General features: G+C 62.9%; 15 protein-coding genes, 4 tRNA genes and 3 pseudogenes. 6 read left to right on the top strand and 16 right to left on the bottom strand.

All coding sequences use genetic code 11. The features are described from left to right. Window positions 1-38 precede the first annotated feature (38 nt). Together AB5975_16585 and AB5975_16580 are read left to right on the top strand one after the other, a co-directional pair. Complete coding sequence (locus AB5975_16585) at window positions 39-2,120, top strand: carboxy terminal-processing peptidase (GenBank protein XDR18293.1); 2,082 nt, start codon at window positions 39-41, stop codon at window positions 2,118-2,120. 118 nt (window positions 2,121-2,238) lie between these two features. Further along, window positions 2,239-3,159 (top strand): EAL domain-containing protein, encoded by a 921-nt coding sequence (locus tag AB5975_16580; protein ID XDR18292.1) that lies wholly within the window; start codon window positions 2,239-2,241, stop codon window positions 3,157-3,159. Window positions 3,160-3,188: 29 nt separating this feature from the next. Here the strand turns inward: AB5975_16580 and AB5975_16575 are convergent, their stop codons facing one another. From AB5975_16575 to AB5975_16540, 8 genes and pseudogenes are all read right to left on the bottom strand, one after another. After that, window positions 3,189-3,557: a hypothetical protein gene (locus tag AB5975_16575; protein XDR18291.1), complete on the bottom strand. Its 369-nt coding sequence runs from the start codon at window positions 3,555-3,557 to the stop codon at window positions 3,189-3,191. Beyond that, complete coding sequence (locus AB5975_16570; GenBank protein XDR18290.1) at window positions 3,554-3,892, bottom strand: multiprotein-bridging factor 1 family protein; 339 nt, start codon at window positions 3,890-3,892, stop codon at window positions 3,554-3,556. The genes AB5975_16575 and AB5975_16570 overlap by 4 nt, the downstream gene beginning before the upstream one ends. A gap of 117 nt (window positions 3,893-4,009) precedes the next feature. Further along, on the bottom strand, window positions 4,010-4,450 hold the full coding sequence (locus AB5975_16565; protein XDR18289.1) for a YkvA family protein: 441 nt from the start codon (window positions 4,448-4,450) through the stop codon (window positions 4,010-4,012). Window positions 4,451-4,738: 288 nt separating this feature from the next. Continuing rightward, on the bottom strand, window positions 4,739-5,503 hold the full coding sequence (locus AB5975_16560; GenBank protein XDR18288.1) for an FKBP-type peptidyl-prolyl cis-trans isomerase: 765 nt from the start codon (window positions 5,501-5,503) through the stop codon (window positions 4,739-4,741). 229 nt (window positions 5,504-5,732) lie between these two features. Then, on the bottom strand, window positions 5,733-6,665 hold the full coding sequence (pcaQ, locus tag AB5975_16555; GenBank protein ID XDR18287.1) for a pca operon transcription factor PcaQ: 933 nt from the start codon (window positions 6,663-6,665) through the stop codon (window positions 5,733-5,735). A gap of 40 nt (window positions 6,666-6,705) precedes the next feature. Continuing rightward, a complete protein-coding gene (gene nirD, locus AB5975_16550) occupies window positions 6,706-7,068 on the bottom strand; it encodes a nitrite reductase small subunit NirD (GenBank protein ID XDR18286.1) in 363 nt (120 codons plus the stop codon). Continuing rightward, a pseudogene (gene nirB, locus AB5975_16545) lies at window positions 7,068-9,621 on the bottom strand (nitrite reductase large subunit NirB). The gene nirD and the pseudogene nirB overlap by 1 nt, the downstream one beginning before the upstream one ends. A gap of 302 nt (window positions 9,622-9,923) precedes the next feature. Next, a pseudogene (locus AB5975_16540) lies at window positions 9,924-13,939 on the bottom strand (molybdopterin-dependent oxidoreductase). A gap of 198 nt (window positions 13,940-14,137) precedes the next feature. Between AB5975_16540 and map the strand changes: the two are divergent. Next, entirely contained in the window at window positions 14,138-14,980 is an 843-nt protein-coding gene (gene map / locus AB5975_16535) for a type I methionyl aminopeptidase (protein XDR18285.1), read from the top strand. Between the two features lie 87 nt (window positions 14,981-15,067). Here the strand turns inward: map and AB5975_16530 are convergent. The 4 genes from AB5975_16530 to AB5975_16515 form a co-directional block, all read right to left on the bottom strand. Beyond that, window positions 15,068-15,144 (bottom strand) — tRNA-Asp (locus tag AB5975_16530). A 13-nt stretch (window positions 15,145-15,157) separates the two neighbouring features. Continuing rightward, window positions 15,158-15,233, bottom strand: a tRNA-Val gene (locus AB5975_16525). A gap of 170 nt (window positions 15,234-15,403) precedes the next feature. Further along, a tRNA-Asp gene (locus tag AB5975_16520) sits at window positions 15,404-15,480 on the bottom strand. Between the two features lie 13 nt (window positions 15,481-15,493). Then, window positions 15,494-15,569 (bottom strand) — tRNA-Val (locus AB5975_16515). Window positions 15,570-15,785: 216 nt separating this feature from the next. Here AB5975_16515 and rdgC point away from each other — a divergent pair. The 3 genes from rdgC (at window position 15,786) to sugE (ending at window position 18,226) form a co-directional block, all read left to right on the top strand. After that, on the top strand, window positions 15,786-16,706 hold the full coding sequence (gene rdgC / locus AB5975_16510; protein ID XDR18284.1) for a recombination-associated protein RdgC: 921 nt from the start codon (window positions 15,786-15,788) through the stop codon (window positions 16,704-16,706). Window positions 16,707-16,829: 123 nt separating this feature from the next. Further along, on the top strand, window positions 16,830-17,804 hold the full coding sequence (locus AB5975_16505) for a bile acid:sodium symporter family protein (GenBank protein XDR18283.1): 975 nt from the start codon (window positions 16,830-16,832) through the stop codon (window positions 17,802-17,804). Window positions 17,805-17,908: 104 nt separating this feature from the next. Then, the gene (gene sugE / locus AB5975_16500; GenBank protein ID XDR18282.1) at window positions 17,909-18,226 is read left to right on the top strand and encodes a quaternary ammonium compound efflux SMR transporter SugE; all 318 of its coding nucleotides are present in this window, start codon (window positions 17,909-17,911) and stop codon (window positions 18,224-18,226) included. Window positions 18,227-18,235: 9 nt separating this feature from the next. On the opposite strand, the pseudogene AB5975_16495 reads toward sugE, so the two are convergent. The 4 genes and pseudogenes from AB5975_16495 to AB5975_16480 form a co-directional block, all read right to left on the bottom strand. Further along, window positions 18,236-20,113: pseudogene (locus AB5975_16495) on the bottom strand (1-acyl-sn-glycerol-3-phosphate acyltransferase). A gap of 112 nt (window positions 20,114-20,225) precedes the next feature. Continuing rightward, window positions 20,226-21,059, bottom strand: a complete 834-nt coding sequence (locus AB5975_16490) for an amidohydrolase (protein XDR18281.1) — start codon at window positions 21,057-21,059, stop codon at window positions 20,226-20,228. A 24-nt stretch (window positions 21,060-21,083) separates the two neighbouring features. Then, the gene (locus AB5975_16485) at window positions 21,084-22,358 is read right to left on the bottom strand and encodes an MFS transporter (GenBank protein ID XDR18280.1); all 1,275 of its coding nucleotides are present in this window, start codon (window positions 22,356-22,358) and stop codon (window positions 21,084-21,086) included. Window positions 22,359-22,449: 91 nt separating this feature from the next. Then, window positions 22,450-23,181, bottom strand: a complete 732-nt coding sequence (locus AB5975_16480; protein ID XDR18279.1) for a GntR family transcriptional regulator — start codon at window positions 23,179-23,181, stop codon at window positions 22,450-22,452. Window positions 23,182-23,318 lie beyond the last annotated feature (137 nt).

Genomic DNA, 23,318 nt, shown 5'->3' with positions numbered 1-23,318 from the left:
CTACTATGCGTGATCAATTGCCTCCACGTCGAATCAGCATGAAGCATTTCCTCCCAAGCACCGCCCTCGCTGTCATGATCGGCCTGGGCAGCCTCACGCTCGGCGGCAATGCGGCGGCCGCCAACAAGTGGGACAGCCTGCAACCGGACCGCGACGAGATCGTCGCCAGCCTCAACGTGGTGGAATTGCTCAAGCGCCACCACTACAGCAAGCCCCCCCTGGACGATGCCCGCTCGGTCATCATCTACGACAGCTACATCAAGCTGCTGGACCCGGCGCGCAGCTACTTCACCGCTGCCGACATCGCCGAGTTCGACAAGTGGAAAACGCAATTCGACGATTTCCTCAAGAGCGGTAACCTGGACCCAGGCTTCACCATCTACAAACGCTACCTCGACCGCGTCAAGCAACGCCTGGACTTCGCCCTGGCCGAGCTGAACAAAGGCGTGGACAAGATCGACTTCACCACCAAGGAAACCTTGCTGATCGACCGCAAGGACGCACCGTGGATGAAGGACCAGGCCGAGCTCGACGACCTGTGGCGCAAGCGCGTGAAAGACGAAGTGCTGCGCCAGAAAATCGCCGGCAAGGAACCCAAGCAGATCCAGGAAACCCTGACCAAGCGCTACAAGAACCAGCTGGCGCGCCTGGACCAGACCCGTGCCGAGGATATCTTCCAGGCCTACATCAACACCTTCGCCCAGTCCTACGACCCGCACACCAACTACCTGTCGCCGGACAACGCCGAAAACTTCGACATCAACATGAGCCTGTCGCTCGAAGGCATCGGCGCGGTGCTGCAAAGCGACAACGACCAGGTCAAGATTGTGCGCCTGGTGCCGGCAGGCCCGGCCGCCAAGACCAAGCAAGTGGCCCCGGCCGACAAGATCATCGGCGTGGCCCAGGGCAACAAGGAAATGGTCGACGTGGTCGGCTGGCGCCTGGACGAAGTGGTCAAGCTGATCCGCGGCCCGAAAGGTTCGGTGGTGCGCCTGGAAATCATCCCGGCCAGCAACGCACCTAGCGACCAGACCAGCAAGATCGTGTCGATCACCCGTGAAGCGGTGAAGCTTGAAGAGCAGGCAGCGAAAAAGTCGGTACTCAAGCTCAAGCAGGACGGGCGTGACTACAAGCTGGGCATCATCGAGATCCCGGCCTTCTACCTGGACTTCAAGGCCTACCGTGCAGGTGACCCGGAGTACAAGAGCACCACGCGTGACGTGAAAAAACTGCTCACCGAACTGCAGAAGGAAAAAGTCGACGGCGTGGTCATCGACCTGCGCAACAACGGCGGCGGCTCGTTGCAGGAAGCCACTGAGCTGACCAGCCTGTTCATCGAGAAAGGCCCAACCGTGCTGGTGCGCAACAGCGATGGCCGCGTCGACGTGCTGGAAGACGAAAACCCAGGTGCCTTCTACAAAGGCCCGCTGGCGCTGCTGGTGAACCGGCTGTCGGCCTCGGCTTCGGAGATCTTCGCCGGCGCCATGCAGGACTACCACCGCGCACTGATCATCGGTGGCCAGACCTTCGGCAAAGGCACCGTGCAGACCATCCAGCCACTCAACCATGGCGAACTGAAGCTGACCCTGGCCAAGTTCTACCGGGTTTCTGGGCAAAGCACCCAGCACCAAGGCGTGCTGCCGGACATCGACTACCCGTCGATCATCGACACCAAGGAAATCGGCGAGAGCGCGCTGCCCGAAGCCATGCCGTGGGACACCATTCGCCCGGCGATCAGGCCGGCGTCCGACCCGTTCAAGCCGTTCCTGGCCCAGCTCAAGGCGCAGCATGAAGCACGCAGTGACAAGGATGCCGAGTTCACCTACATCCGCGACCGGCTGGCCCTGACCCAGAAGCTGATGAATGAAAAAACCGTCAGCCTCAACGAACAGGAACGCCGTGCACGCCATGATGAAATCGAGGCCAAGCAACTGGCGCTGGAAAACGTCCGCCGCAAGGCCAAGGGTGAAGAGCCGCTGAAAGAGCTGAAGAAAGAGGATGAAGACGCGCTGCCGGCCGAAGATGAAAACACCAAGCCGGAAGACGACGCCTACCTGTCGGAAACCGGTCGCATCCTGATCGACTACCTCAGCGCCAGCACCAAGGTGGCCAAGAAGTAAGGCAACGCGGCAATGATGGCAAATTAATGTGACCTGTCATCAAACAGTCATCGCGCTGTCGTGAAATACGAGGGCCGGGCATGCAGATGCCCGGCCCTTTCATTTTCAGGATTACGTCATGACCGTTGCCGAACAGCTCGATGCCTTGAGTGCCATCCTGGCTCAACGCAGTATCCACAGCTTGTTCCAGCCGATCATGTGCCTGAGCGAGCAACGGGTGTTCGGCCATGAAGCGCTGACCCGTGGCCCTTCCAACAGCCCGCTGCACGCGCCGCTGAACCTGTTTACCATCGCCCGCCAGGCCGGCCGCCTGACCGAGCTGGAGGCCGCCTGCCGGGAGAGTGCCTGCCGACGCTTCAGTGAGCAGCAACTGCAAGGCAAACTGTTTCTCAACATCTCGCCCGAATCGCTGCTGGAGCCACACTACCCCTCCGGCCTGACCCTTAAACTGCTCGAACAGGTCGGGCTGCCCCCCAGCCGGGTCGTGATCGAGTTGACCGAACACACCCCCACCGACGACTTCCAGCTGCTGTCCAATGCCCTGCACCATTACCGCGATATGGGCTTTTCGATCGCCATCGACGACCTGGGGGCGGGCTATTCGAGCTTGCGCCTGTGGTCGGAGCTGCGCCCCGAATACGTGAAGATCGACCGGCATTTCATCGACGGTATCCACCGCGACCCGCTCAAACGCGAGTTCGTCGGCTCAATCTTGCAGATCGCCCGGGCGTCAAAGGCGCAGGTGATTGCCGAAGGCATCGAGCTGGCGGAGGAACTGGCGGTGCTGAGGGAGATGGGGGTAGACCTGGTGCAGGGTTACCTGCTGGGACGGCCGCAGGAGCTGGGGGTGCGGGAACTACCGGCGCTGACGAGCCTGCCGCCGGCCGAGCAACCGACAGTGCGCTTGAATGCCACGATCGGGCAATTGCTGGAGCTGCTTGGACGGCATCAGCACCTGAATGTACTGGAGGTGGTGGATGCGGACGGCAGGGCCTGCGGATTGATCCACAGGGATGCACTGCTTGTTACGGCCTCTTAACAGACCGATTCACCCGTGAAGAAGCCTGATCAGGCAGACTCGGGGTAGCTGTACTCGAACACCCGGACCACCTCGGAGGCATGCCAAGAAGCGGCCTCCATACCATCGACCGGCCCGGTAAACCGCCCCAGCCGCTCGACACACTCAAAAAAGCCAGTACGCGGCAAACGGCTGGCGCCCTGGCTGATCACCAGCGAACTGCGCAAGGGCTGCTCGGCACGGGCATCCAACACGGCCAGGTATTCCAGCGCGGCGGTCAGCGTCTGCATGGCCGGGCTGGGTAGTTGCAAGCGCTCGATCAACGCTCGGTACGTCAGCAGGTGACGTTGTCGACGGGCCAGGTCAAGCTCGCCCAGCAGGTTATCCCAGTGCTGACGGCTGATCCTGACCTGGCTCATGATGGCTCGCTCCAGCCAGCCACCCCAAGATGCCAGGCCAAGGCGCGGCGGATGGCAGCATCCGGTTGGCGCTCGCCCGATTCGATCATGGCCAGATACGCCGGGCTCACCCCGACATTGCGCGCCAGTTGCTCAGGGGCAATGCCCTTGGCCTGGCGAATCTGGGCGACTTCGCTGAAGGCCGGTAATGGCGCACTGGCTGCCCCCACCTGCGCTTCACTGACAACCGCCTCGGCAGGTGCCTGCCCCGCAGCCTTGAGCAAGGCCTGGTATTGCTCCCAGGGAACGACTGCGTACTCGGGCTGACCGTCCCGGCTGATGACCTGAATACCCATTACAAACCCCTTTAAAAAGGATTACAGCATGTAATCCGTAGGCATAACCCTTATGCCAATTATATTACCAACTCTGGGGTCTGTGCAGTTGAGGTGCAGTGAAGGCTCAGGCCGCTCTTAGTGCGTATTGCGTTCCAGCCGCAGCGCCTGCGGGGTGGCTGGCAGGCGCTCGACCACGCGCAGCCGTTCGGGCGCCTGGCTATCGCGCCAGGCTTTGAAGCGCGCCAGCTCGTCGGACACGGTTTTCAGCACCCAGCCCAGCACCGCGATGTCATCAAGAAAACCCACCCCCAGCAGCCAGTCGGGGATGGCATCGATGGGGCTGACGAAATACAGCAGGCCAGCCACGATGGTGACCAGCGCCCCAGGGCTGATGGCGCGGTACTCGCCGCGCCACCAGGCCAGGCACAGCGACTGTAACAGCTTCACATCTTCACGCAGCTGGCCGAGGCGCGGGCCTTTGCGCGCCACCGCGAACAGCAAGGCCGGCAAGCGGCCGCGGCTGAGCAGGCGCTCGGCCAATGGCAGAAAGCGGGCGAAATTCCAGGGTGCGCTCATGGAGCCTCCGAGAGGAAAAGGTTATCCACATTTATTGTGGATAACCTTGTGAACAGGGCGATATTTCTGACCTCCGGTGCCTGCCAGGCAAGGGTCCCGGTCAGATCGGGCGTTTTTTACACAGTCGTTTCACACCGGGGCTGGCTAAGCCGCAAACGATTTGCGTCAGAAACGTCCTACATCTTTACGCTTCATCTCCTCGGACAGTATCAGCTGTTGCAGGTTCGTCCAATCGGCACAAACGAAAACGCCCCGTCAGTGCGGGGCGTTTGCGACTACCAGCCAATGTTACTTGGCAGGTGCTTCCGTAGGCGCTTCGGCCGGGGCCTCACCTTCAGGCTCGGCACCTTGCAGCTGGGCCGGGTCCTTGATGGCGATCAGTTCCAGGTCGAACACCAGTACCGAGTTGGCAGGGATCAACGGGCTCGGGCTTTGTGCGCCGTAGGCCAGTTCAGCCGGAATGAACAGCTTGTATTTCTCGCCAACGTGCATCAGCTGCAGGCCTTCGACCCAACCTGGGATCACGCCGCTGACCGGCAGGTCGATCGGGCTGCCACGCTCTACGGAGCTGTCGAATACCTTGCCATCGATCAGCTTGCCTTCGTAGTGGACAGTGACCACGTCAGTCGGCTTAGGCTGCGGGCCGTCGGCCTTCTTGACCACTTCGTACTGCAGGCCCGAAGCGGTGGTGACCACGCCTGGCTTCTTGGCGTTTTCTTCGAGGAATTTCTTGCCGGCGGAGGCGGCTTCTTCGCTGGCCTTGGCCAGGCGCTCTTCGGCGCGCTTCTGCAATGCGGTGAACGCTTCTACCAGCTCTTCATCCTTGATGCGCTGCTCTTTCTTGCTGACGGCGTCTTCGATGCCGAGGGCGACTGCTTTGGAATCAAGGTCTTCCATGCCTTCCTGAGCCAGGCTCTTGCCCATGTTCAGGCCGATACCGTAGGAGGCTTTCTGCGCCGGAGTCTTCAGCTCGGGGCTGCTGGCCTGTTGGTCACAGCCAGCCAGTACCAGGCCTACCAGGGCAACCGCAGCCGCCAAACGATGCTGTTTCATGCTATTTCCTTGTTCATGCGCCATAAGGGCAATCAGGGTAAAGCCGCGAGCTTAGCAGGCGGCCATGACCAATGGCTACCGGCATAGGAGCGGGTTTTAGTAAGGAAGTTCAGTTGTTAAACGCTTATTAATGTGAGCGTTTGCAGCCATTGGCCAGTATTGACCCGTTGTGCCGTTTTTGCGCGGTCCAACCAGGGATTTATTTCGCTGGATTCTGAAAAGCCTGCAATCAGGGGTATTGACCCTCGCGATACTCCCCTGCCACCTCACGCAGTACCTCGCACACCCATTGCCCCGGCAAGCTTTGCGGCAGGGCGGCGTTACGGCAGATGCCGACCGAACCGCCCGGCTCGCGCACGCCCAGGTCGAGCTCGACCAACTCGCCATGGCGCAGGTCCAGCAAGACCGCGTCGCGGGGCGCCACCCACAGTCCATCACTGCCCAGCAGGTAACGCCGGCTCAGGGCCAGCGACAAGGTTTCCAGGCGCTGCGCCGGCATCTGGATACCGCATTGCACAAACAGGCTGTCGGCATGCTGGCGGATGGTGGTGCCCGCCGGTGGCAGCACCAACGGGTAACGCCCCACCTGGGCTCGCTCCACCGGCGCGCTGGCCAGCAGCGGGTGACCGGGGCGTACCACCAGGCTCATCGATTCGCTGTACAGGTGCTCGAACGACAGGCCCTGGATCTGCGGGCTGTCGGTCATGCGCCCGACCACAAGCTCCAGTTCGCCCAGGTGCAGTTGGCCGAGCAGCTGAGCACTGACCCCGGTGACCACACTGATCACCAGCGCGTCATGGCGCTGGTGCAGGCGGCACAACACCTCGGGCATGAGCAGGCCCTCGACCGTGGACAGCACGCCTATACGCACCTGTGACGGCGCCCGCGCTTCGCCACGCAAACTGCTGACACCATCGCGCAGGGCCTGCACGCTGGGCCCGGCATAACGCATGAAGCGCGTCCCGGCGGGGGTCAGCTCGACACCCTGACGGCTGCGCGCGAACAAGCGCGCCTCCAACAGGTCTTCAAGTTCCTTGAGGGTTTTGGAGATGGCCGGCTGGCTGATCGCAAGCACGTCGGCAGCCCTGGCCAGGCTGCCCTGCCGGGCAATCTCCAGGAAGCACAGCAGGTGGCGGTATTTAATGCGGGTATCGAGGTTCATGCGGCAAGCTTAACGCATCGCCGCAAGCAGCAGCTGAACATCAGGCCACCGCCAACTCCACCGCCTCGCCATTGAATCGCACCGACCACACCCGAAGCTGTTGCCCGGCATCCTCCAGGCACTCGCCGCTCTGCAGGCTGAAATGCTGCTTGTACAACGGCGCCGCCACCACCAACTCACCCTGCACACTGCCTACCAACCCACGGCCGATGATGTTGGCGCCGGAACGCGGGTCGCGGTTGTCCACGGCATACAGCGGCTGGGCCTGCCCCGGCAGGTAGAACAGCGCCACCTGGGTGCCATCCAGCCACACGACCACCCCGGACTCGGCTACCAGGTCTTGCACCCGGCACACCACCTGCCAGGTCGCTTGGGTTTTCACAGCAGCATTGGACAGGTTCATCAGACAGCCTCCTCGACAGTTGGAATCAGGTGCAGCGGCGCAGCAGGCCGGCGTTGTTCGCGTTCGCGCACGAAGTGCATGTCCGGGTCGGCACGCCGGTCATTGACGAAGGTGCGGAAGCGCTTGAGCTTCTCCGGGTCGTTGAGGGCGTTGGCCCATTCGCATTCGTACTGGTCGACCACATGCTGCATCTGCGCTTCCAGCTCGCTGGCCAAGCCCAGGCTGTCGTCGATGATCACCTGCTTCAGGTAGTCCAGCCCACCGTCCAGGCTCTCGCGCCAAACCGAGGTGCGCTGCAGCTTGTCGGCGGTACGGATGTAGAACATCAGCACGCGGTCGATCAGGCGTACCAGGGTTTCGTCGTCCAGGTCGGTGGCGAACAGTTCAGCATGCCGTGGGCGCATGCCGCCGTTGCCGCACACGTACAGATTCCAGCCCTTGTCAGTGGCGATCACGCCGATGTCCTTGCTCTGCGCCTCGGCACATTCGCGGGTGCAGCCGGACACGGCGAACTTGAGCTTGTGCGGGCTGCGCAGGCCTTTGTAGCGGTCCTCCAGGCGCAGGGCCATGCCGACACTGTCCTGCACGCCGTAACGGCACCAGGTGCTGCCCACGCACGATTTCACCGTGCGGGTCGATTTGCCGTAGGCGTGGCCGGTTTCGAAGCCGGCTTCGATCAGCTCGCCCCAGATCAGCGGAAGTTCATGCAACTGGGCACCGAACAGGTCGATGCGCTGGCCGCCGGTGATTTTGGTGTACAAATCGTACTTCTTGGCCACCTGGCCAATGACGATGAGCTTGTCGGGGGTAATTTCCCCCCCCCGGTATGCGCGGCACCACCGAGTAGGTGCCGTTTTTCTGCATGTTGGCCATGAAGGTGTCGTTGGTGTCCTGCAGCGGCACCAGCGCCGGGTCCATGATCGGCTGGTTCCAGCACGAGGCGAGAATATTGCCCACCGCCGGCTTGCAGATGTCACAGCCAACGTGGCCTTTGCCGTGGCGTTCGAGCAGTTCGCCGAAGGTGCGAATACCCTCAACCCGCACCAGCCCGTAGAGTTCCTGACGGGTGTAGGCGAAGTGCTCGCACAGGCTCTTGTCCACCGCCACGCCGCGGGCGGTCAATTCATGCTCGAACACCTGCTTGAGCAGGGCCGCGCAACCACCGCAACCACTGGCAGCCTTGGTGCAGCCCTTGACCGCCGCAAGATCGCTGCAACCGCTGTCGATGGCCGCGCACACCGCGCCCTTGCTGACGTTGTGGCAGGAGCAGATGGTCGCGCGGTCGGGCAATGCGTCAGCGCCCAAGGCCGGTGCGCCACCGCCTTGCGGCAAGATCAGCGCTGCCGGGTCGGCCGGCAAGGCAATGCCGTTCTGGGCGTATTGCAGCAGGGTGTCGTAATAGCTGTTGTCGCCCACCAGCACCGCGCCGAGCACATGCTTGCCGCTGGCGTCCACCACCAGCCGGCGGTAGGCGCTGTTGGCCTCGTCGATGAAGCGGTAGCTGCGCGCGCCAGGGGTGGCGCCGTGGGCATCACCGATCGAGCCGACATCCACACCCAACAACTTGAGCTTGGTCGACATGTCGGCGCCGGTGAACGCGACCGCCGCCTCCCCCATCAGCAACGCCGCCAGGTTGCGGGCCATGCCGTAGCCTGGGGCAACCAGGCCGAAAACGCTGCCGTTCCACGAGGCGCACTCTCCAATGGCAAAGATGCGTGGGTCGCTGCTGCGGCAGTGATTGTCGATCACCACACCGCCGCGCGCGGCGATCTCCAGGCCGCAGGCTCTGCCCAAGGCATCCTGTGGGCGGATACCAGCGGAGAACACGACCAGGTCGGTTTCCAGGTGCTCGCCGCCGTCGAAGTTCATGCGATAGCGGTAGCTTTCACCGTCGTTGATCGACTGGGTGGCACGTGACAGGTGCACCCCCACGCCCAGCGCCTCGATCTGCGCTTTAAGCGCGGCACCGCCCTCACCGTCCAACTGCACCGGCATAAGCCGTGGAGCGAATTCAACGACGTGGGCCTCCAGGCCCAGCGACTTGAGGGCGTTGGCGGCTTCCAGGCCAAGCAGGCCGCCACCGACCACCACGCCACGACGCGCACCGGCTGCGGCAGCGCGAATGCCATCAAGGTCGTCCAGGGTGCGGTACACCAGCCGGGCATTGCCGCTGGAGCCTTCGATCGGCGGTACGAAGGGGTAGGAACCGGTGGCCAGCACCAGTTGCTCGTAGCCGTATCGGCCCTCGGCGGTGACCACCTCGCAGCGCTCGCGGTCGATCTCCAGCACAGCCTCACCCAGGTGCAGGTGCACGCCGTTGGCGTTGTAGAAATCGTGCTCGCACAGGGCCAGGGTTTCGGCACAACTGCCACCGAAGTATTCGGACAGGTGCACGCGGTCGTAGGCGCGTTGGCGCTCTTCGCCGAACACCCGCACCTCGAAGCGCTGCAGGGCGCCACGGCTGACCAGTTGTTCGACGCAATGGTGGCCGACCATGCCGTTGCCGACGATGACCAGTCGCTCTCGTTGCCCGCTGCTCACTGTTGCCTTCATAAGCCGATCCTCGATCAAAAAAAAGGCGCCTGGAGCCGAAGCTCCAGGCGCCTTTGCCTGTATTCATCACGGTAGGGGCCCGGGTTGATCGCCGTTGATCAGCGGGGCTTGTTGTATTGGAGATAAAGCAGGGACTGTGCCAATTGCTTTATCTGTGCCGGTCTCTTCGCGGGTAAACCCGCGCCCACAGGGATCTCCAAAGGTCGGCAGACTTGTACGGTACCTGTAGGAGCGGGTTCACCCGCGAAGAGGCCGGCACAGGTATGCACATTCACAGTGCACAACAGCCCATCCCGGTGCGCTCAGTACACATCGCGCCTATACCGCTTGGCCTTGTTCAATGTTTCGACATAGGCATCCGCATCCACTTTCCCGTGCACGGCAATGACTTCACGTAACGCCGCATCCACATCCTTGGCCATGCGCTGGGCATCCCCGCAGACATAAAAATACGCGCCTGCCTCCAGCCATTGCCATACCTGTGCTCCCTGCTCTCGCAGGCGTTGCTGTACATAGATCTTCTCGGCCTGGTCGCGGGAAAACGCTGTATCCAGCCGTAGATGACCACCTGCCTGCCAGGCCTGCAATTGTTCCCGGTAATAGAAGTCGGTTGCCGCGTACTGCTCGCCAAAGAACAGCCAGTTACCGCCTTTCGCCCCCGCGCCTCCCGTTCTTCGAGGAAGGCGCGAAACGGCGCAATACCAGTGCCAGGGCCAACCATGATTACCGGCACATTGTCGTCCTCGGGCAGGCGAAAGTGCTTCGACACCTGCGGGAAAATTGCCACCTTGAGTGCCTGCGCACGGTCAGCAAGGAAGCTTGAACACACGCCTTTACGTTTGCCATAACGCACCGTGGAAACCGTCAGGTGCACCTGCTCCGGGTGCGCCAGCGGGCTGGAGCTGATCGAGTAGAGCCGCGGCTGCAACGGCTTGAGCAGCTCCAGCCAGTGGGCCAGTGGCAACTGCTGGGGGAAGGCGCGCAGCACATCGGTCAACTGCCGGCCCCACAACCAGTCCTGCAGCTCGGCCTTGCACGCGGGCTGCAGCAGGCGCTGCAGGTCGGGCGCATTGCCTGCAAATGCTTGCAGCTGTTGAGGGCTTACCTTGGCAATTTCCAGATGCGCCTGCAGGGCTTCGGCCAGTGGCATGGCAGGCTGGCCTTTCAACTCGACCAAGGCCTGGCCATCAAGCTGCGTCAGTGCCAGCAGCTCGTCGACCAGAGCCGGGCAATTGCGCGGCCACACGCCCAAGGCGTCACCGGCGGCGTAGGTGAATCCGCTACCGCTCAGGTCGAAGACCAGCTGGCGGGTTTCCTTGCTGGCACCGGGGCCATTGAGCAGGCGATTTTCCCGCAAGGTGGCAGCCCAGGGTTGTTGCTTGCTGTAGGCCGCCACGGGTGCGGGGTCGCTGGCCGGTAGTGGCGCCGTGGCACTGCCCAGCTCGGCTAGCAATGCCTCGAGCCAGCCCGCAAAGGCTTCGTCAAAATCCGGCTCGCAGTCCACCCGTTGCAGCAGGCGCCGCCCTCCCAGCTCGGCCAGACGCAGGTCGAGCTTGCGGCCAAAGCCACAGAACTGATCGTAACTGGAGTCGCCCAGGGCCAGCACGGCATAGGGCAGCTCGGCGCAGTGGGCGCCCCCCTCGCCCTGCAGTGCCTGCCAGAATGCCGCCGCGCTGTCGGGTGCATCGCCATCGCCAAAGGTACTGGCAATCAACACCACACTGGCAGCGCCCTGCAGCTGGCTTGGGCTGACCGCCTCCATGCAGCGCAGTTGCACACTCAGGCCGGCACCGCGCAGGCGCTCGGCACAGCGTTCGGCCAGCAGCTCGCCGTTGCCGGTCTGCGAGGCCCACAGCACCTGATGCAGTGGCACTGTCAGCGCCGCTGGGGGCGCAGTGGCGGGCTGGGCGAACAGCCCGGCCAGCAAACCGTCGACGAACAGCCGCCGGTTGGCAGCCAGCGGCGCACTGGCCGGCAGGGCGGGCACGCCCTCGGCGCGGGCTTGGTCCAGGCCCAGCAGGAAACCTTGCAGGTAATGGCGCTCTTCTTCGGCCAGCACCGGGGTCGGCAGGGTGTCCAGGCCAAGCAGACGGGACAGGGTGGCGGTCGGCATGCGAGCAGGCTCCGAAGTGGCAGTGTTCAGGTCAAGGGCATCGATGCGCTCACTTGCGACCCGCTCCAGGGCCACGGCGCAATGTTTGAAGGCAGGCTGCAGTGACAACGGGTCGACCGCATCGCAGGTCACGGCATTGATTGCCAACTGCTCGCCGATCAGGTCGTTCCAGTGAAACGGCGCGAAGCAGTTGCCCGGCATGACCCGGTCGCTGATACGCGCCGGTAGCACGGCTTGACCACGTCGCGAGCGAATGGCCACCTGGTCCTTTTCTGCCACTCCCAACCGGGCAGCATCTTCGGGGTGGATTTCGACAAAGGGACCAGGCTCCAACTTGTTCAGCGCCGGCACCTTGCCGGTCTTGGTGAGGGTGTGCCATTGGTGCTGCACGCGGCCGGTATTCAGCACCATGGGGTAGTCGTCATTCGGCAACTCCGGCGCCGGCAGCCAAGGCCGAGCGAAGAAGCGCGCCTTGCCGCTGGCGGTCGGGAAGGCCAGGGCCGGCCGCTGCCCCTGGGCATCGAGCAACAGCGCCTGGCTGCTGCCGTCGTTGAGGTAGCGCAGTGGGCTTCGCGCCTGTTCACGGCCCGGCGCACAGGGCCACTGGCGCGGTTGCGTACGCAGTTCGGCATAGCCGATGCCGCGCAGATCGTAGCCGGTCAGCGGGTTGTGGAAGCGGCGAATTTCCTCGTACACCGCTTCGGCATCGGGGTAGTCGAATGCGTCGGCATAGCCCATGGCACAGGCCACACGGGCAATGATCTGCCAGTCGGGCAGGCTTTGCCCTGGCGGCTGGACGGCGCGCGGCATCAGCGTCAGGTTGCGTTCGCTATTGATCATCACACCCTCGCCTTCGGCCCACAGCGCGGCCGGCAGCAAGATGTCGGCGTAGCGGTTGGTTTCGGTGTCGAGGAATGCATCCTGGGTAATCACCAGTTCGGCCTCGCGCAGCCCGTCGATTACTTGCTGGCGGTTGGCGACACTGGCCACTGGGTTGCTGCAGATGATCCAGCAGGCTTTCACTTCTCCGGCCTTCATCTGCTCGAACAGCGCCACCGTGCCCTCACCGCCTTCGCTGCGCAGGCTGCCCGGCGCCAGCTGCCACTGCTGCTCGACAAAGGCGCGGTCCGTTGCCACCAACGCCGAGCGCTGGCCTGGCAAGCCAGGCCCCATGTAGCCCATCTCGCGGCCGCCCATGGCATTGGGCTGGCCGGTCAGCGAGAACGGGCCGCTACCGGGGCGGCAGATGGCGCCCGTGGCCAGGTGCAGGTTGCAGATGGCGTTGCTGTGCCAGGTGCCGTGGATGCTCTGGTTAAGGCCCATGGTCCAGCAGCTCATCCAGTTGCTGGCGCTGCCGATCCAATCGGCGGCCTGGATGATATCGGCCTCCGCCAGCCCGGTGATGGCGGCTACGCGCTCGGGGGTATAGTCGTCGAGGAAGGGTGGCAGTTCGTCCCAGCCTTCGGTGTGGCGGGCGATGAAGTCGGGGTTGGTGTGGCCGTTGCGCTGCAGCAAGTGCAAAAAGCCGTTGAGCAAGGCCATGTCGCTGCCTGGGCGTACTTGCAGGAACAGGTCAGCCTTGTCGGCGGTAGCGCTGCGCCGGGGGTCGACGACGATCAGCCTGGCCCCGGCCTTGACCCGGTCGAGCAGGCGCAGGAACAGAATGGGGTGGCAGTCGGCCATGTTGGCGCCGATCACCAGGAATACGTCGGCGTGCTCGAAGTCCTGGTAGCTGCCGGGTGGGCCATCGGCGCCCAGCGACAGCTTGTAGCCGCTGCCGGCGCTGGCCATGCACAGGCGCGAGTTGGACTCGATATGGCGGGTGCGGATAAAGCCTTTAGCCAGCTTGTTGGCCAAGTACTGGGCCTCCAGCGACATTTGCCCGGACACGTACAGCGCGACGGCGTCAGCGCCGTGCTGGTCGATGATGCCGCGCAGGCGCATGGCAGTGTCGGTGATGGCCTGGTCCATGCTGGTGCGCACCGGCGGCTGGCTACGTTGCTGGCGCACATAGGCGTCAGCCATGCGCCCGGCGGCGCTCAGCGGCAGGTGTGCGGTGAGGCCTTTGGTGCACAGGCGGCCGAAGTTGCTGGGGTGCTGCTTGTCGCCACTGATCTTGCCGACCTTGCCATCGGCAACGCTCATGACGATGCCGCAGCCAACGCCGCAGTAGGGGCAGACGCTGCGCACTTCGCTGTTGGCCATGGGCGGGCTCCTGTGGGGAACGCAAAAAGGCGCCGGCTGCTCCGGCTTGCGCAAGCAAGCGGGGCAACACGGCGCCTTTGTCGTGAGGTTGTGTGGGCTGTCGACGTTGACCGCCCTGGATGGGAGGTAAGTCAGCAATTAATGGGCCAGCCGCCTCACGCTCCCACAAAGGCCGTGCTGTGGCCTATCTTGCGCACCATGCGGTGGCAACTTCACAGCCCCAGGCGCTATGCTGGGGCACATTCCAGCATGAGCAACTGCCCTCCCCCTATGTCTCAGGTGATCATCAAGACCCCCGCCCAACTCGACCTGATGCGCCGCGCCGGCCAACTGCTGGCCCAGGTGTTCGCCGACCTCGACAGCTTCATCCGCCCCGGTGTCACCACCATGCAGATCAACGATCGCGCCGAGGCATTCATCGTCAATACACTCAAGGCGCGGCCAGCGAGCAAAGGCCAGTATGGCTTCCCCTACTCGCTCAATACCTCGGTGGACCATGTGGTGTGCCACGGCATACCCAAAGTCGATGAAGTGCTCAAGGAAGGCTCGATCATCAACGTCGACATCACCCTGGAACAGGGCGGCTACATTGCCGACTCTTCGAAGATGTATGGCATCGGAGCGATCAGCGATGAAGCCCGGCGGTTGGTCGACACTACCTACGACGCATTGTGGAAAGGCATCGAGCAGGTGCGCCCTGGGGCGACGCTGGGTGATATCGGCCATGCCGTGCAGGCCCATGCCGAGGCTGCGGGCTACAGCGTGGTACGCGAGTATTGCGGGCACGGCATTGGCCAGCAGATGCATGAGGGGCCCGAGGTGCTGCACATTGGCCAGCGCGGCATGGGCATGAAGCTGAAGCCGGGCATGGTGTTTACCATCGAGCCGATGATCAACCAGGGTAAGCGTGGCACGCGAGAAATGAAGGACGGCTGGACGGTGATTACCCGTGACCACAGCCTGTCGGCGCAATGGGAGCACACCGTGGCAGTGACCGAGCAAGGGTTCGAGGTGCTGACGCTGCGGGAGGAAGAGCGCTGACGCTGAAACTGCAGGCACAAAAAAAGCGACCCTAAGGTCGCTTTCTTTGTTACTTCCGGGTGTTCAGTGGGCCCTGGAAGTGGAATATGGCGCAGCGGACGGGACTCGAACCCGCGACCCCCGGCGTGACAGGCCGGTATTCTAACCGACTGAACTACCGCTGCGCTATACATCGAGTGGTGGGTGATGACGGGATCGAACCGCCGACCCTCTGCTTGTAAGGCAGATGCTCTCCCGGCTGAGCTAATCACCCATGTCTCTCGGTGTGGCGCGCATTCTACGGGCGACTTTGCGCTCTGGCAAGCACTTATCGAAGTTTTTTCAAACTTGGATCAAACAGCAAAATACAGGCACAAAAAAAGCGACCCTAAGGTCGCTTTCTTTGTTACTTCCGGGTGTTCAGTGGGCCCTGGAAGTGGAATATGGCGCAGCGGACGGGACTCGAACCCGCGACCCCCGGCGTGACAGGCCGGTATTCTAACCGACTGAACTACCGCTGCGCTATACATCGAGTGGTGGGTGATGACGGGATCGAACCGCCGACCCTCTGCTTGTAAGGCAGATGCTCTCCCGGCTGAGCTAATCACCCTTCGTCTCGGTGTGGCGCGCATTCTACGGACGGCCCCATACCCTGGCAAGCACTTTTTAAACTTTTTTCAAAAAAAACCTCATGCCTTTCAAAGACCTAGCGTTGGCGTGCGTTTCTTTCCCGCATTAGTCACTGCTGGCCCTGTGACAGGGCTGGCCTCAGATCAGCGCACGGAGAATAATGCCCGCCTTATGCATTAAGGAGAGATTGCCCCTCATGTGGTTCAAGAACCTGCTGACCTACCGCCTGACCCAGGAAGTTCCGTTCGAGCCTGAAGCGTTGGAAGCCGCCCTGGCCAGCAAGCCGGCCCGCCCATGCGCCAGCCAGGAGCTGACCACCTACGGTTTCGTCGCGCCGTTCGGCAAAGGCGAAGACGCTCCCCTGGTGCATGTCAGCGGCGAGTACCTGCTGATTGCCGCACGCAAGGAAGAACGCATCCTGCCTAGCAGCGTGGTCAACGACGCGGTCAAGGAAAAGGTCGAAGAGATCGAGACCGAGCAAATGCGCAAGGTCTATAAAAAGGAACGCGACCAGATCAAGGACGAGATCATCCAGGCCTTCCTGCCGCGCGCGTTCATCCGCCGCTCGATGATCTTCGCCGCCATCGCCCCGCGCCTGGGCGTGATTCTGGTCAACTCGGCCAGCGCCAAGCGTGCCGAAGACCTGTTGTCGACCCTGCGTGAAGTGATGGGCTCGCTGCCGGTGCGCCCTGCCACGGTAAAAGTTGCACCGGTTGCCACCATGACCGACTGGGTCAAGTCGCAGCAAGCCGCCGAAGGCTTCCATGTGCTGGACGAATGCGAGCTGCGCGACACGGCCGAAGACGGCGGTATCGTGCGCTGCAAGCGCCAGGACCTGACGGGCGAGGAAATCCAGCTGCACCTGAGCACTGGCAAGGTAGTGACCCAGCTGGCCCTGGCCTGGCAGGACAAGCTGTCGTTCATTCTCGACGACAAGATGGTCATCAAGCGCCTGAAGTTCGAAGAGCTGCTGCAAGAGCAAGCCGAGCAGGACGGTGGCGATGAAGCTGCGCAGCAGTTCGATGCCAGCTTCCAGCTGATGATGATGACCTTTGCCGAGTTCCTGCCGGTGCTGTTCGAGGCACTGGGTGGAGAAGAGATTCCGCAAGGGGTCTGATGTTCTCTTGAAGGACCGGTGCTGGCCTGGAAGTGATTTTTTGCCTGCACCGGCCTCTTCGCGGGTAAACCCGCGAAAGGGCCAATAAAATCCACACAGCTATAAAAAGAAAAGGAATTGCCCATGCGTGCCCTCGCCGCCTTAAGCCGCTTCGTCGGCAATACCTTCGCCCTGTGGGTGCTGGTTTTCGCCGTGCTGGCTTTCCTGCAACCGCAATGGTTCATCGCCCTCAAGGTGGCCATTGTGCCGCTGCTGGGGCTGGTGATGTTCGGCATGGGCCTTACCCTCAAGCTCGACGACTTCGCCGCCCTCGCCCGCCAGCCTTGGCGGGTGATGTTGGGCGTGGTCGCGCACTTCGTGATCATGCCCGGCATGGCCTGGCTGCTGTGCCAGCTGTTCCACCTGCCGCCGGAAATTGCCGTGGGCGTGATCCTGGTTGGTTGCTGCCCAAGCGGCACGGCATCGAACGTGATGGTCTGGCTGTCGCGTGGCGACCTGGCGCTGGCCGTGGCGATCGCTGCGGTCACCACCCTGCTGGCACCGCTACTGACCCCGGCGCTGATTTGGTTCCTGGCATCGGCCTGGTTGCCGGTGTCCTTCATGGACATGTTCTGGTCGATCCTGCAGCTTGTCATGCTGCCGATCGTGCTCGGCGTGCTGGCCCAGCGCTTGCTCGGTGCCCGCGTGCAGGCGGCGGTGCAGGTGCTGCCACTGGTGTCGGTGGTGAGTATCGTGATGATCGTGTGTGCGGTGGTGGCGGCCAGCCAGGCGAAAATCGCCGAGTCGGGGTTGCTGATCATGGCGGTGGTGATGCTGCACAACAGCTTCGGCTATTTGCTGGGGTACCTGACCGGCAAGCTGTGCAAGCTGCCGCTGGCCCAGCGCAAGTCACTGGCACTGGAGGTGGGCATGCAGAACTCCGGGCTTGGCGCGGCACTGGCAGCAGCGCACTTCTCGCCACTGGCGGCGGTGCCGAGCGCCTTGTTCAGTGTTTGGCACAATATTTCCGGGGCGCTATTGTCCACCTGGTTCCGGCGGATGAATGAGCCGGCGGTGGAAACCGAAGCAGTGGAACCCGCCCGCACAGGCTTGCCCTGAAACCTTCAGGTGTGCACCATAGTGGCCACTGTGAGGACGACCTCACGACGCACCGCGTGACCATTCCGGGACGGCCCCATCATTCAAACGATGGAGACACACTCATGTCCTGGATCATCCTGTTCTTTGCCGGCCTGTTCGAGGTCGGCTGGGCCGTCGGCCTGAAATACACCGACGGCTTCAGCAAGCCGATTCCCACCGTACTTACCGTCGGCGCCATGGTCATCAGCCTTGGCCTGCTGGGCCTGGCCATGAAGGAGCTGCCACTGGGCACCGCCTATGCCATCTGGACTGGCGTCGGTGCCGTGGGCACGGTGATCGCTGGCATCATCCTGTTCGGCGAATCGATGGCCCTGGTACGGCTGGTCAGCGTGGCACTGATCGTCTGCGGCCTGGTCGGCCTTAAAGTCAGCGCCAGCTAACCCCCTCCCCTAGCGCAGGTTACCGCGCAAACGGCTGACCTGCTCGCGCAACAACTCTGGCTGCGCCGCCTCCACTGGGATGGCGGCGCCTGCCACAATGGTCACCCGCGACCACAGGCGCTTGAAAAAGCCCTTGGCCGGGTCGCGGCTGAAGAAGCTGCCCCACAGCCCCTGCAAGGCCAGCGGAATCACCGGCACCGGCGTTTCTTCGAGGATGCGGTTGACGCCGCCCTTGAACACATCGATTTCGCCATCACCGGTCAACTTGCCTTCCGGGAAGATGCACACCAGCTCCCCCTCGGCCAGGTACTGGGCAATTCGCGCGAAGGCGCGCTCGTAGGTCGCCAGGTCTTCGTTACGCCCGGCTATCGGGATGGCGCCAGCGGTGCGGAACACGAAGTTGAGCACCGGCAGGTTGTAGATCTTGTAGTACATGACAAAGCGGATCGGCCGGCGGATAGCCCCACCCAGCAGCAGCGCATCGACGAATGAAACGTGGTTGCACACCAGCAACGCCGCGCCTTCGTCAGGGATGCGTTCAAGGTCGCGATGCTGCACGCGATACATCGAATGGCTGAGCAACCAGATCAGGAAGCGCATGGTGAACTCGGGCACGATCCTGAAGATGTAGGCGTTGACCGCGATGTTGAGCAGCGACACCACCAGGAACAGCTGCGGGATGGTAAAGCCTGCCAGCCCCAGCAGGCCAATGGTGAGCACCGCCGACACCACCATGAACAAGGCATTGAGGATGTTGTTGGCCGCGATCACCCGGGCCCGCTGGTCTTCGGCCGTGCGGGCCTGGATCAACGCATACAACGGCACGATGTAAAAGCCGCCGAATACCCCCAGACCGACGATCGACAACAAGATCCACCAGGCCTGGCTCATGCCCAGCAGCGCCAGCCAGTCGTGCGGCGCCGCCGCAGCCGGAACATCACCGGAATGCCACCACCACAGCAAGCCGAACAGGGTCAGGCCGAACGAGCCGAACGGCACCAGGCCGAATCTCCACCTTGCGCCCGCTAAGGCGCTCGCACAGCAATGAGCCCAGGGCGATACCCACCGAGAACAGCGTCAGCACCAGGGTCACCACCGTGCCGTCACCGTGCAGCCAGTCCTTGGCGTAGGCCGGGATCTGCGTAAGGTAGATGGCGCCGACGAACCAGAACCACGAGTTGCCGACGATCGAGCGCGACACCGCTGGCGGCTGGCCCAGGCCCATGCGCAGAATCGCCCAGGACTGCTTGAAGATGTTCCAGTCCAGTGTCATCTGCGGCGATGCGGCGGCAGCCCGGGGGATCCAGCGGCTGGCCAGGTAGCCGAGCACCGCCGTGCCGACCACGCCACCGGCCACCACCGAGGCGTAGCTGTCGGCCGACATCATCACCCCGGCACCGATGGTGCCAGCGAGGATGGCGAGGAAGGTGCCGGTTTCCACCAGCCCATTGCCGCCAACCAACTCTTCCTCACGCAGGGCCTGCGGCAGGATTGAATACTTCACCGGGCCAAACAGTGCCGAATGGGTGCCCATGCCGAACAGCGCCACCAGCATCAACGCCAGGTGGTTGGTGATAAAGCCCAGCGCACCCACTGCCATGATCGCGATTTCGGCCAGTTTGATCGCGCGGATCAACGCGTCCTTGGCGAACTTTTCACCGAACTGCCCGCCCAGTGCCGAGAACAGGAAAAACGGCAGGATGAACAGCAAGGCGCACAGGTTGACCCAGATCGACCGGTCGCCGTCGCCCAGGCTGAGCCTGAACAGGATCGCCAGAATCAGCGACTGCTTGAACAGGTTGTCGTTGAAGGCACCCAGCGACTGGGTGATGAAAAACGGCAGGAACGCCGCTTGCCGAGCAAGGTGAATTGCGAGGAGTGACTCATCGTCCATGGTCCTGAGGGCTTTTCAATTGGAGGCGCGCCGGGCACGCCAGGCCACAAATCTGCATGGGAAATGCGTTGACTGGCAAGCCGAGCCTTCAGAACAGGTACTGCATCACTCGAAACCGAACAACGCCTGCGCGGTATCCAACAACAAGGCCCGGCGCAACTGCGCCGAACAGCCCAGGGCGTCGAACTGCTCGACAGCGGTGCCGAAACTCACTGCCGATTCATGCTGGGTATGCGGCCAGTCACTGCCCCACATCAACCGCTGCGCCCCGTAATGGGCTTCCAGCGCGCATAGCGTCTGACGGGCGAATGAAAGGTTCTCCTCGGGCGAACCTTCCAGCCGATAGATGCCAGACACCTTCACCCAGACCTTGCCCCGTCCGCCCAGGGTCAGCAGCTCGGCGAACCCCGGCTGGCCGAGGCCACGGCGGGCATCGGGCCGGCCAAAATGGTCGATCACGATGTCCAGCCCATAGGGTTCGAGGGCCCGCACCAACGCCGGTATGTCGGCCACTTGCCGATGCAGCTCCAGGTGCCAGCCCTGCTCGCCAATGCGCTCCAACATAGGCCGCCATTCGGCGCCGGTCAGGTCAGGCAAGGCCTGCCCCATGAGGTTCAAGCGCACACCCCTCACGCCCAACCTTGCCATTTCGTCCAGGCTCGCCCGTTCGACATTTCGCTCCAGCATCACCACCCCGCGCAATTGCCCCGGCACGGTCTGCAAGGCACTGAGCAGGTAACGATTGTCGGTACCGAGGAAGCTGGGCTGAACCAGCACGCCATGGCTGAAACCATGGGCCAGCAACTGGCCCAGGTAGTCGCCCAGCGGCGCATCGTAGCTGGGCGCGTAACGCCGCACGCTGGCCAGGTTCAACCCACGGCTGAATACGTGGGCGTGGCTGTCGATGGCAGTCAGGTGTAAAGCAGGAGCGTCGGGCATGGTTCTCATACAAACAAGGTCAGGTTACTTGGCAGCAGCACCGGCCATTTCCGGCGCGGGTGCAGATTCAAGGTTACGGCCACGGGTTTCCGGCAGGCACAGGGCAGCGATCACCGCCACGCCATAGGCAATGCCAGCATCGATGCCAATGGCACTGCCCAGCGACATCGACTCACTCATGTGGCCGACCAGGAACGGGAATACCGCCGACAGCACGCGGCCAAAGTTGTAGCAAAAGCCCACCCCGGCCCCGCGCACATCAGCTGGGTACAGTTCATTGAAGAACGCGCCCAGGCTGGCCGGGATGCCGGCAGCGAAGAAGCCCAGCGGGAAGCCGAGGAACAGCATCTGGGTATTGGTCAGCGGGAAGAACACATAGGCCTGCACGGTCAGCACGCAGCACAGCGCGAACAGCAGGATGTTCTTGCGGCGCCCAATGCGGTCGATCAGCAGGCCACTGACCACGCAGCCGCACCAGAAGGCCAGGATGATCACCGCCAGGTAACCGCCGGAGTTCAGCACTGAAAGGTTGCGTTCGGTTTTGAGGAAGGTCGGCAACCAGGTCATCACCGCGTGGTAGCCACCGTGAGCACCCAGGCCGAGCAAGCCGCCCAGCAGGGTCACGCGCAGCAGTTCCGGGCGGAAGATGCCAGCCATCGACTGCAGGAAGCGGGTGGGGATGGCGTTTTCTTTCTGCAGGCGCTGGAAGCTGTCCGGCTCGGGCACATTGCGGCGTACCCAGATGATCAGCAGTGACGGCAGCAGGCCGACGAAGAACATGACCCGCCAGGCGAATTCCTGCGGCACCAGCGAGTAGATCAACGTGAACAGCGCCACCGCCAGGCCCCAACCCACGGCCCAGGCGCTCTGTACCGTGCCCATGACCTTGCCACGATATTTCGGGTTGATGGTTTCGGCCATCAACACCGCGCCGGCCGCCCATTCGCCACCGATGCCGAAGCCTTGCATGGCCTTGACGAACAGCAGCGGGTAAAAGCCGGTGACGAATGCCGAGAGGAAAGTGAAGAAGGAGAACCAGAGAATCATCCATTGCAGGGTTCGCACACGGCCGTAACGGTCGGACAGCGTGCCGCCCAGCCAGCCACCGATTGCCGAGGTCACCAGGGTCAGGCCACTGATCAGGCCGGCATCGCCCTTGCTCAGGGAGAACGCAGCGATCAACGCAGGGATAGCCAGGCCGAACATCTGCACTTCAAGCGCATCGAGCGACCAACCGCCGAAGCAGGCCCAGAACGTCTTGCGTTCCCGTGAAGTGATCTGGCGATACCAACTGAACATGATTGTTATCCTTTTAGTGTGTTGCGGGCAGGCGAAGCCACTGCGCCGTGGCAAAGCGGCGCAGACGGGTAACGGGGGTGAAGCGGCCGGCTTAGCGGATGTCGATGCGGTAGCGGAAGTGCTGCGCATGGCCGCGCGAGCGGCGCCATTCCAGCGGCTGGCCGGCGTAGTCACGGGCCAGGCGCTCGATCACCACCACCGGGCTGTCGACTGGTAGTTGCAATAGGCGGCCATGCACCGCGTCGACCGCTTCGGCAGTCAGGGTCTCTTCGGCGTAGGCGACTACCTGGCCGCACAGTTCTTCGTAGATCGGGTACAGCAGCGGGCCCTTGCTGTTCAACTCCACATCCAGCAACGGCTGGAAGGTCTGGCGCGGCAGCCAGATTTCCTCCGCCAGCACGGGCTGGGCGCCAAGCAGACGGGTACGAACGATGCGGATCACATCGGTTTCGAGCGCCAGGCCCAGGGCCTCAGCCACCGCCGATGGCGCCGCCAGCGGCTCGATGGACAGGATGCGGCTTTCTGGCACCACGCGCTCGCCATTGGCGGCCTCGAAGCGAAAGAAGCGAAACAGCGAAGACTGGAACTGTGGGCGGCGGATAAAAGTGCCGCGGCCCTGCTGGCGTTCCAGCACGCCTTCGGCCACCAGCACATCGACGGCCTTGCGCACGGTGCCGACCGACATATCGAATTCGGAAGCCAAGGCTGCTTCGGTCGGGATCGCTTCGCCGGGGCGCCAGCGGTTGTTGGCGATCTGCTCGACCATGTGGTCGCGCAGTTGTTGGTAGCGGGGCAGTCGAGCATCACCGGTCAATGGGTGCATGGGTCTCGCTCTCGTCTTGTTATATAAACATATATATGAATTTTTCGTGAGTATTCCCCGTGGCATACGGGTTGTCAATCCTCCGCCTGTCGCCAGGCACCGCGCCTGGCTTATGCTTGTGCCTGGGAACACCAGAA

Source organism: Pseudomonas putida (assembly GCA_041071465.1).
GTDB lineage: Bacteria > Pseudomonadota > Gammaproteobacteria > Pseudomonadales > Pseudomonadaceae > Aquipseudomonas > Aquipseudomonas putida_P.
Note: the sequence above shows the minus strand (reverse complement) of the source record. Positions and strands in the feature narration are given on the sequence as shown.

Coding starts and splice junctions, on each gene's coding strand:
- AB5975_16585 (XDR18293.1), top strand. CDS start 39: ATGAAGCATTTCCTCCCAAGCACCGCCCTCGCTGTCATGATCGGCCTG.
- AB5975_16580 (XDR18292.1), top strand. CDS start 2,239: ATGACCGTTGCCGAACAGCTCGATGCCTTGAGTGCCATCCTGGCTCAA.
- AB5975_16575 (XDR18291.1), bottom strand. CDS start 3,557: ATGAGCCAGGTCAGGATCAGCCGTCAGCACTGGGATAACCTGCTGGGC.
- AB5975_16570 (XDR18290.1), bottom strand. CDS start 3,892: ATGGGTATTCAGGTCATCAGCCGGGACGGTCAGCCCGAGTACGCAGTC.
- AB5975_16565 (XDR18289.1), bottom strand. CDS start 4,450: ATGAGCGCACCCTGGAATTTCGCCCGCTTTCTGCCATTGGCCGAGCGC.
- AB5975_16560 (XDR18288.1), bottom strand. CDS start 5,503: ATGAAACAGCATCGTTTGGCGGCTGCGGTTGCCCTGGTAGGCCTGGTA.
- pcaQ (XDR18287.1), bottom strand. CDS start 6,665: ATGAACCTCGATACCCGCATTAAATACCGCCACCTGCTGTGCTTCCTG.
- nirD (XDR18286.1), bottom strand. CDS start 7,068: ATGAACCTGTCCAATGCTGCTGTGAAAACCCAAGCGACCTGGCAGGTG.
- map (XDR18285.1), top strand. CDS start 14,138: ATGCGGTGGCAACTTCACAGCCCCAGGCGCTATGCTGGGGCACATTCC.
- rdgC (XDR18284.1), top strand. CDS start 15,786: ATGTGGTTCAAGAACCTGCTGACCTACCGCCTGACCCAGGAAGTTCCG.
- AB5975_16505 (XDR18283.1), top strand. CDS start 16,830: ATGCGTGCCCTCGCCGCCTTAAGCCGCTTCGTCGGCAATACCTTCGCC.
- sugE (XDR18282.1), top strand. CDS start 17,909: ATGTCCTGGATCATCCTGTTCTTTGCCGGCCTGTTCGAGGTCGGCTGG.
- AB5975_16490 (XDR18281.1), bottom strand. CDS start 21,059: ATGCCCGACGCTCCTGCTTTACACCTGACTGCCATCGACAGCCACGCC.
- AB5975_16485 (XDR18280.1), bottom strand. CDS start 22,358: ATGTTCAGTTGGTATCGCCAGATCACTTCACGGGAACGCAAGACGTTC.
- AB5975_16480 (XDR18279.1), bottom strand. CDS start 23,181: ATGCACCCATTGACCGGTGATGCTCGACTGCCCCGCTACCAACAACTG.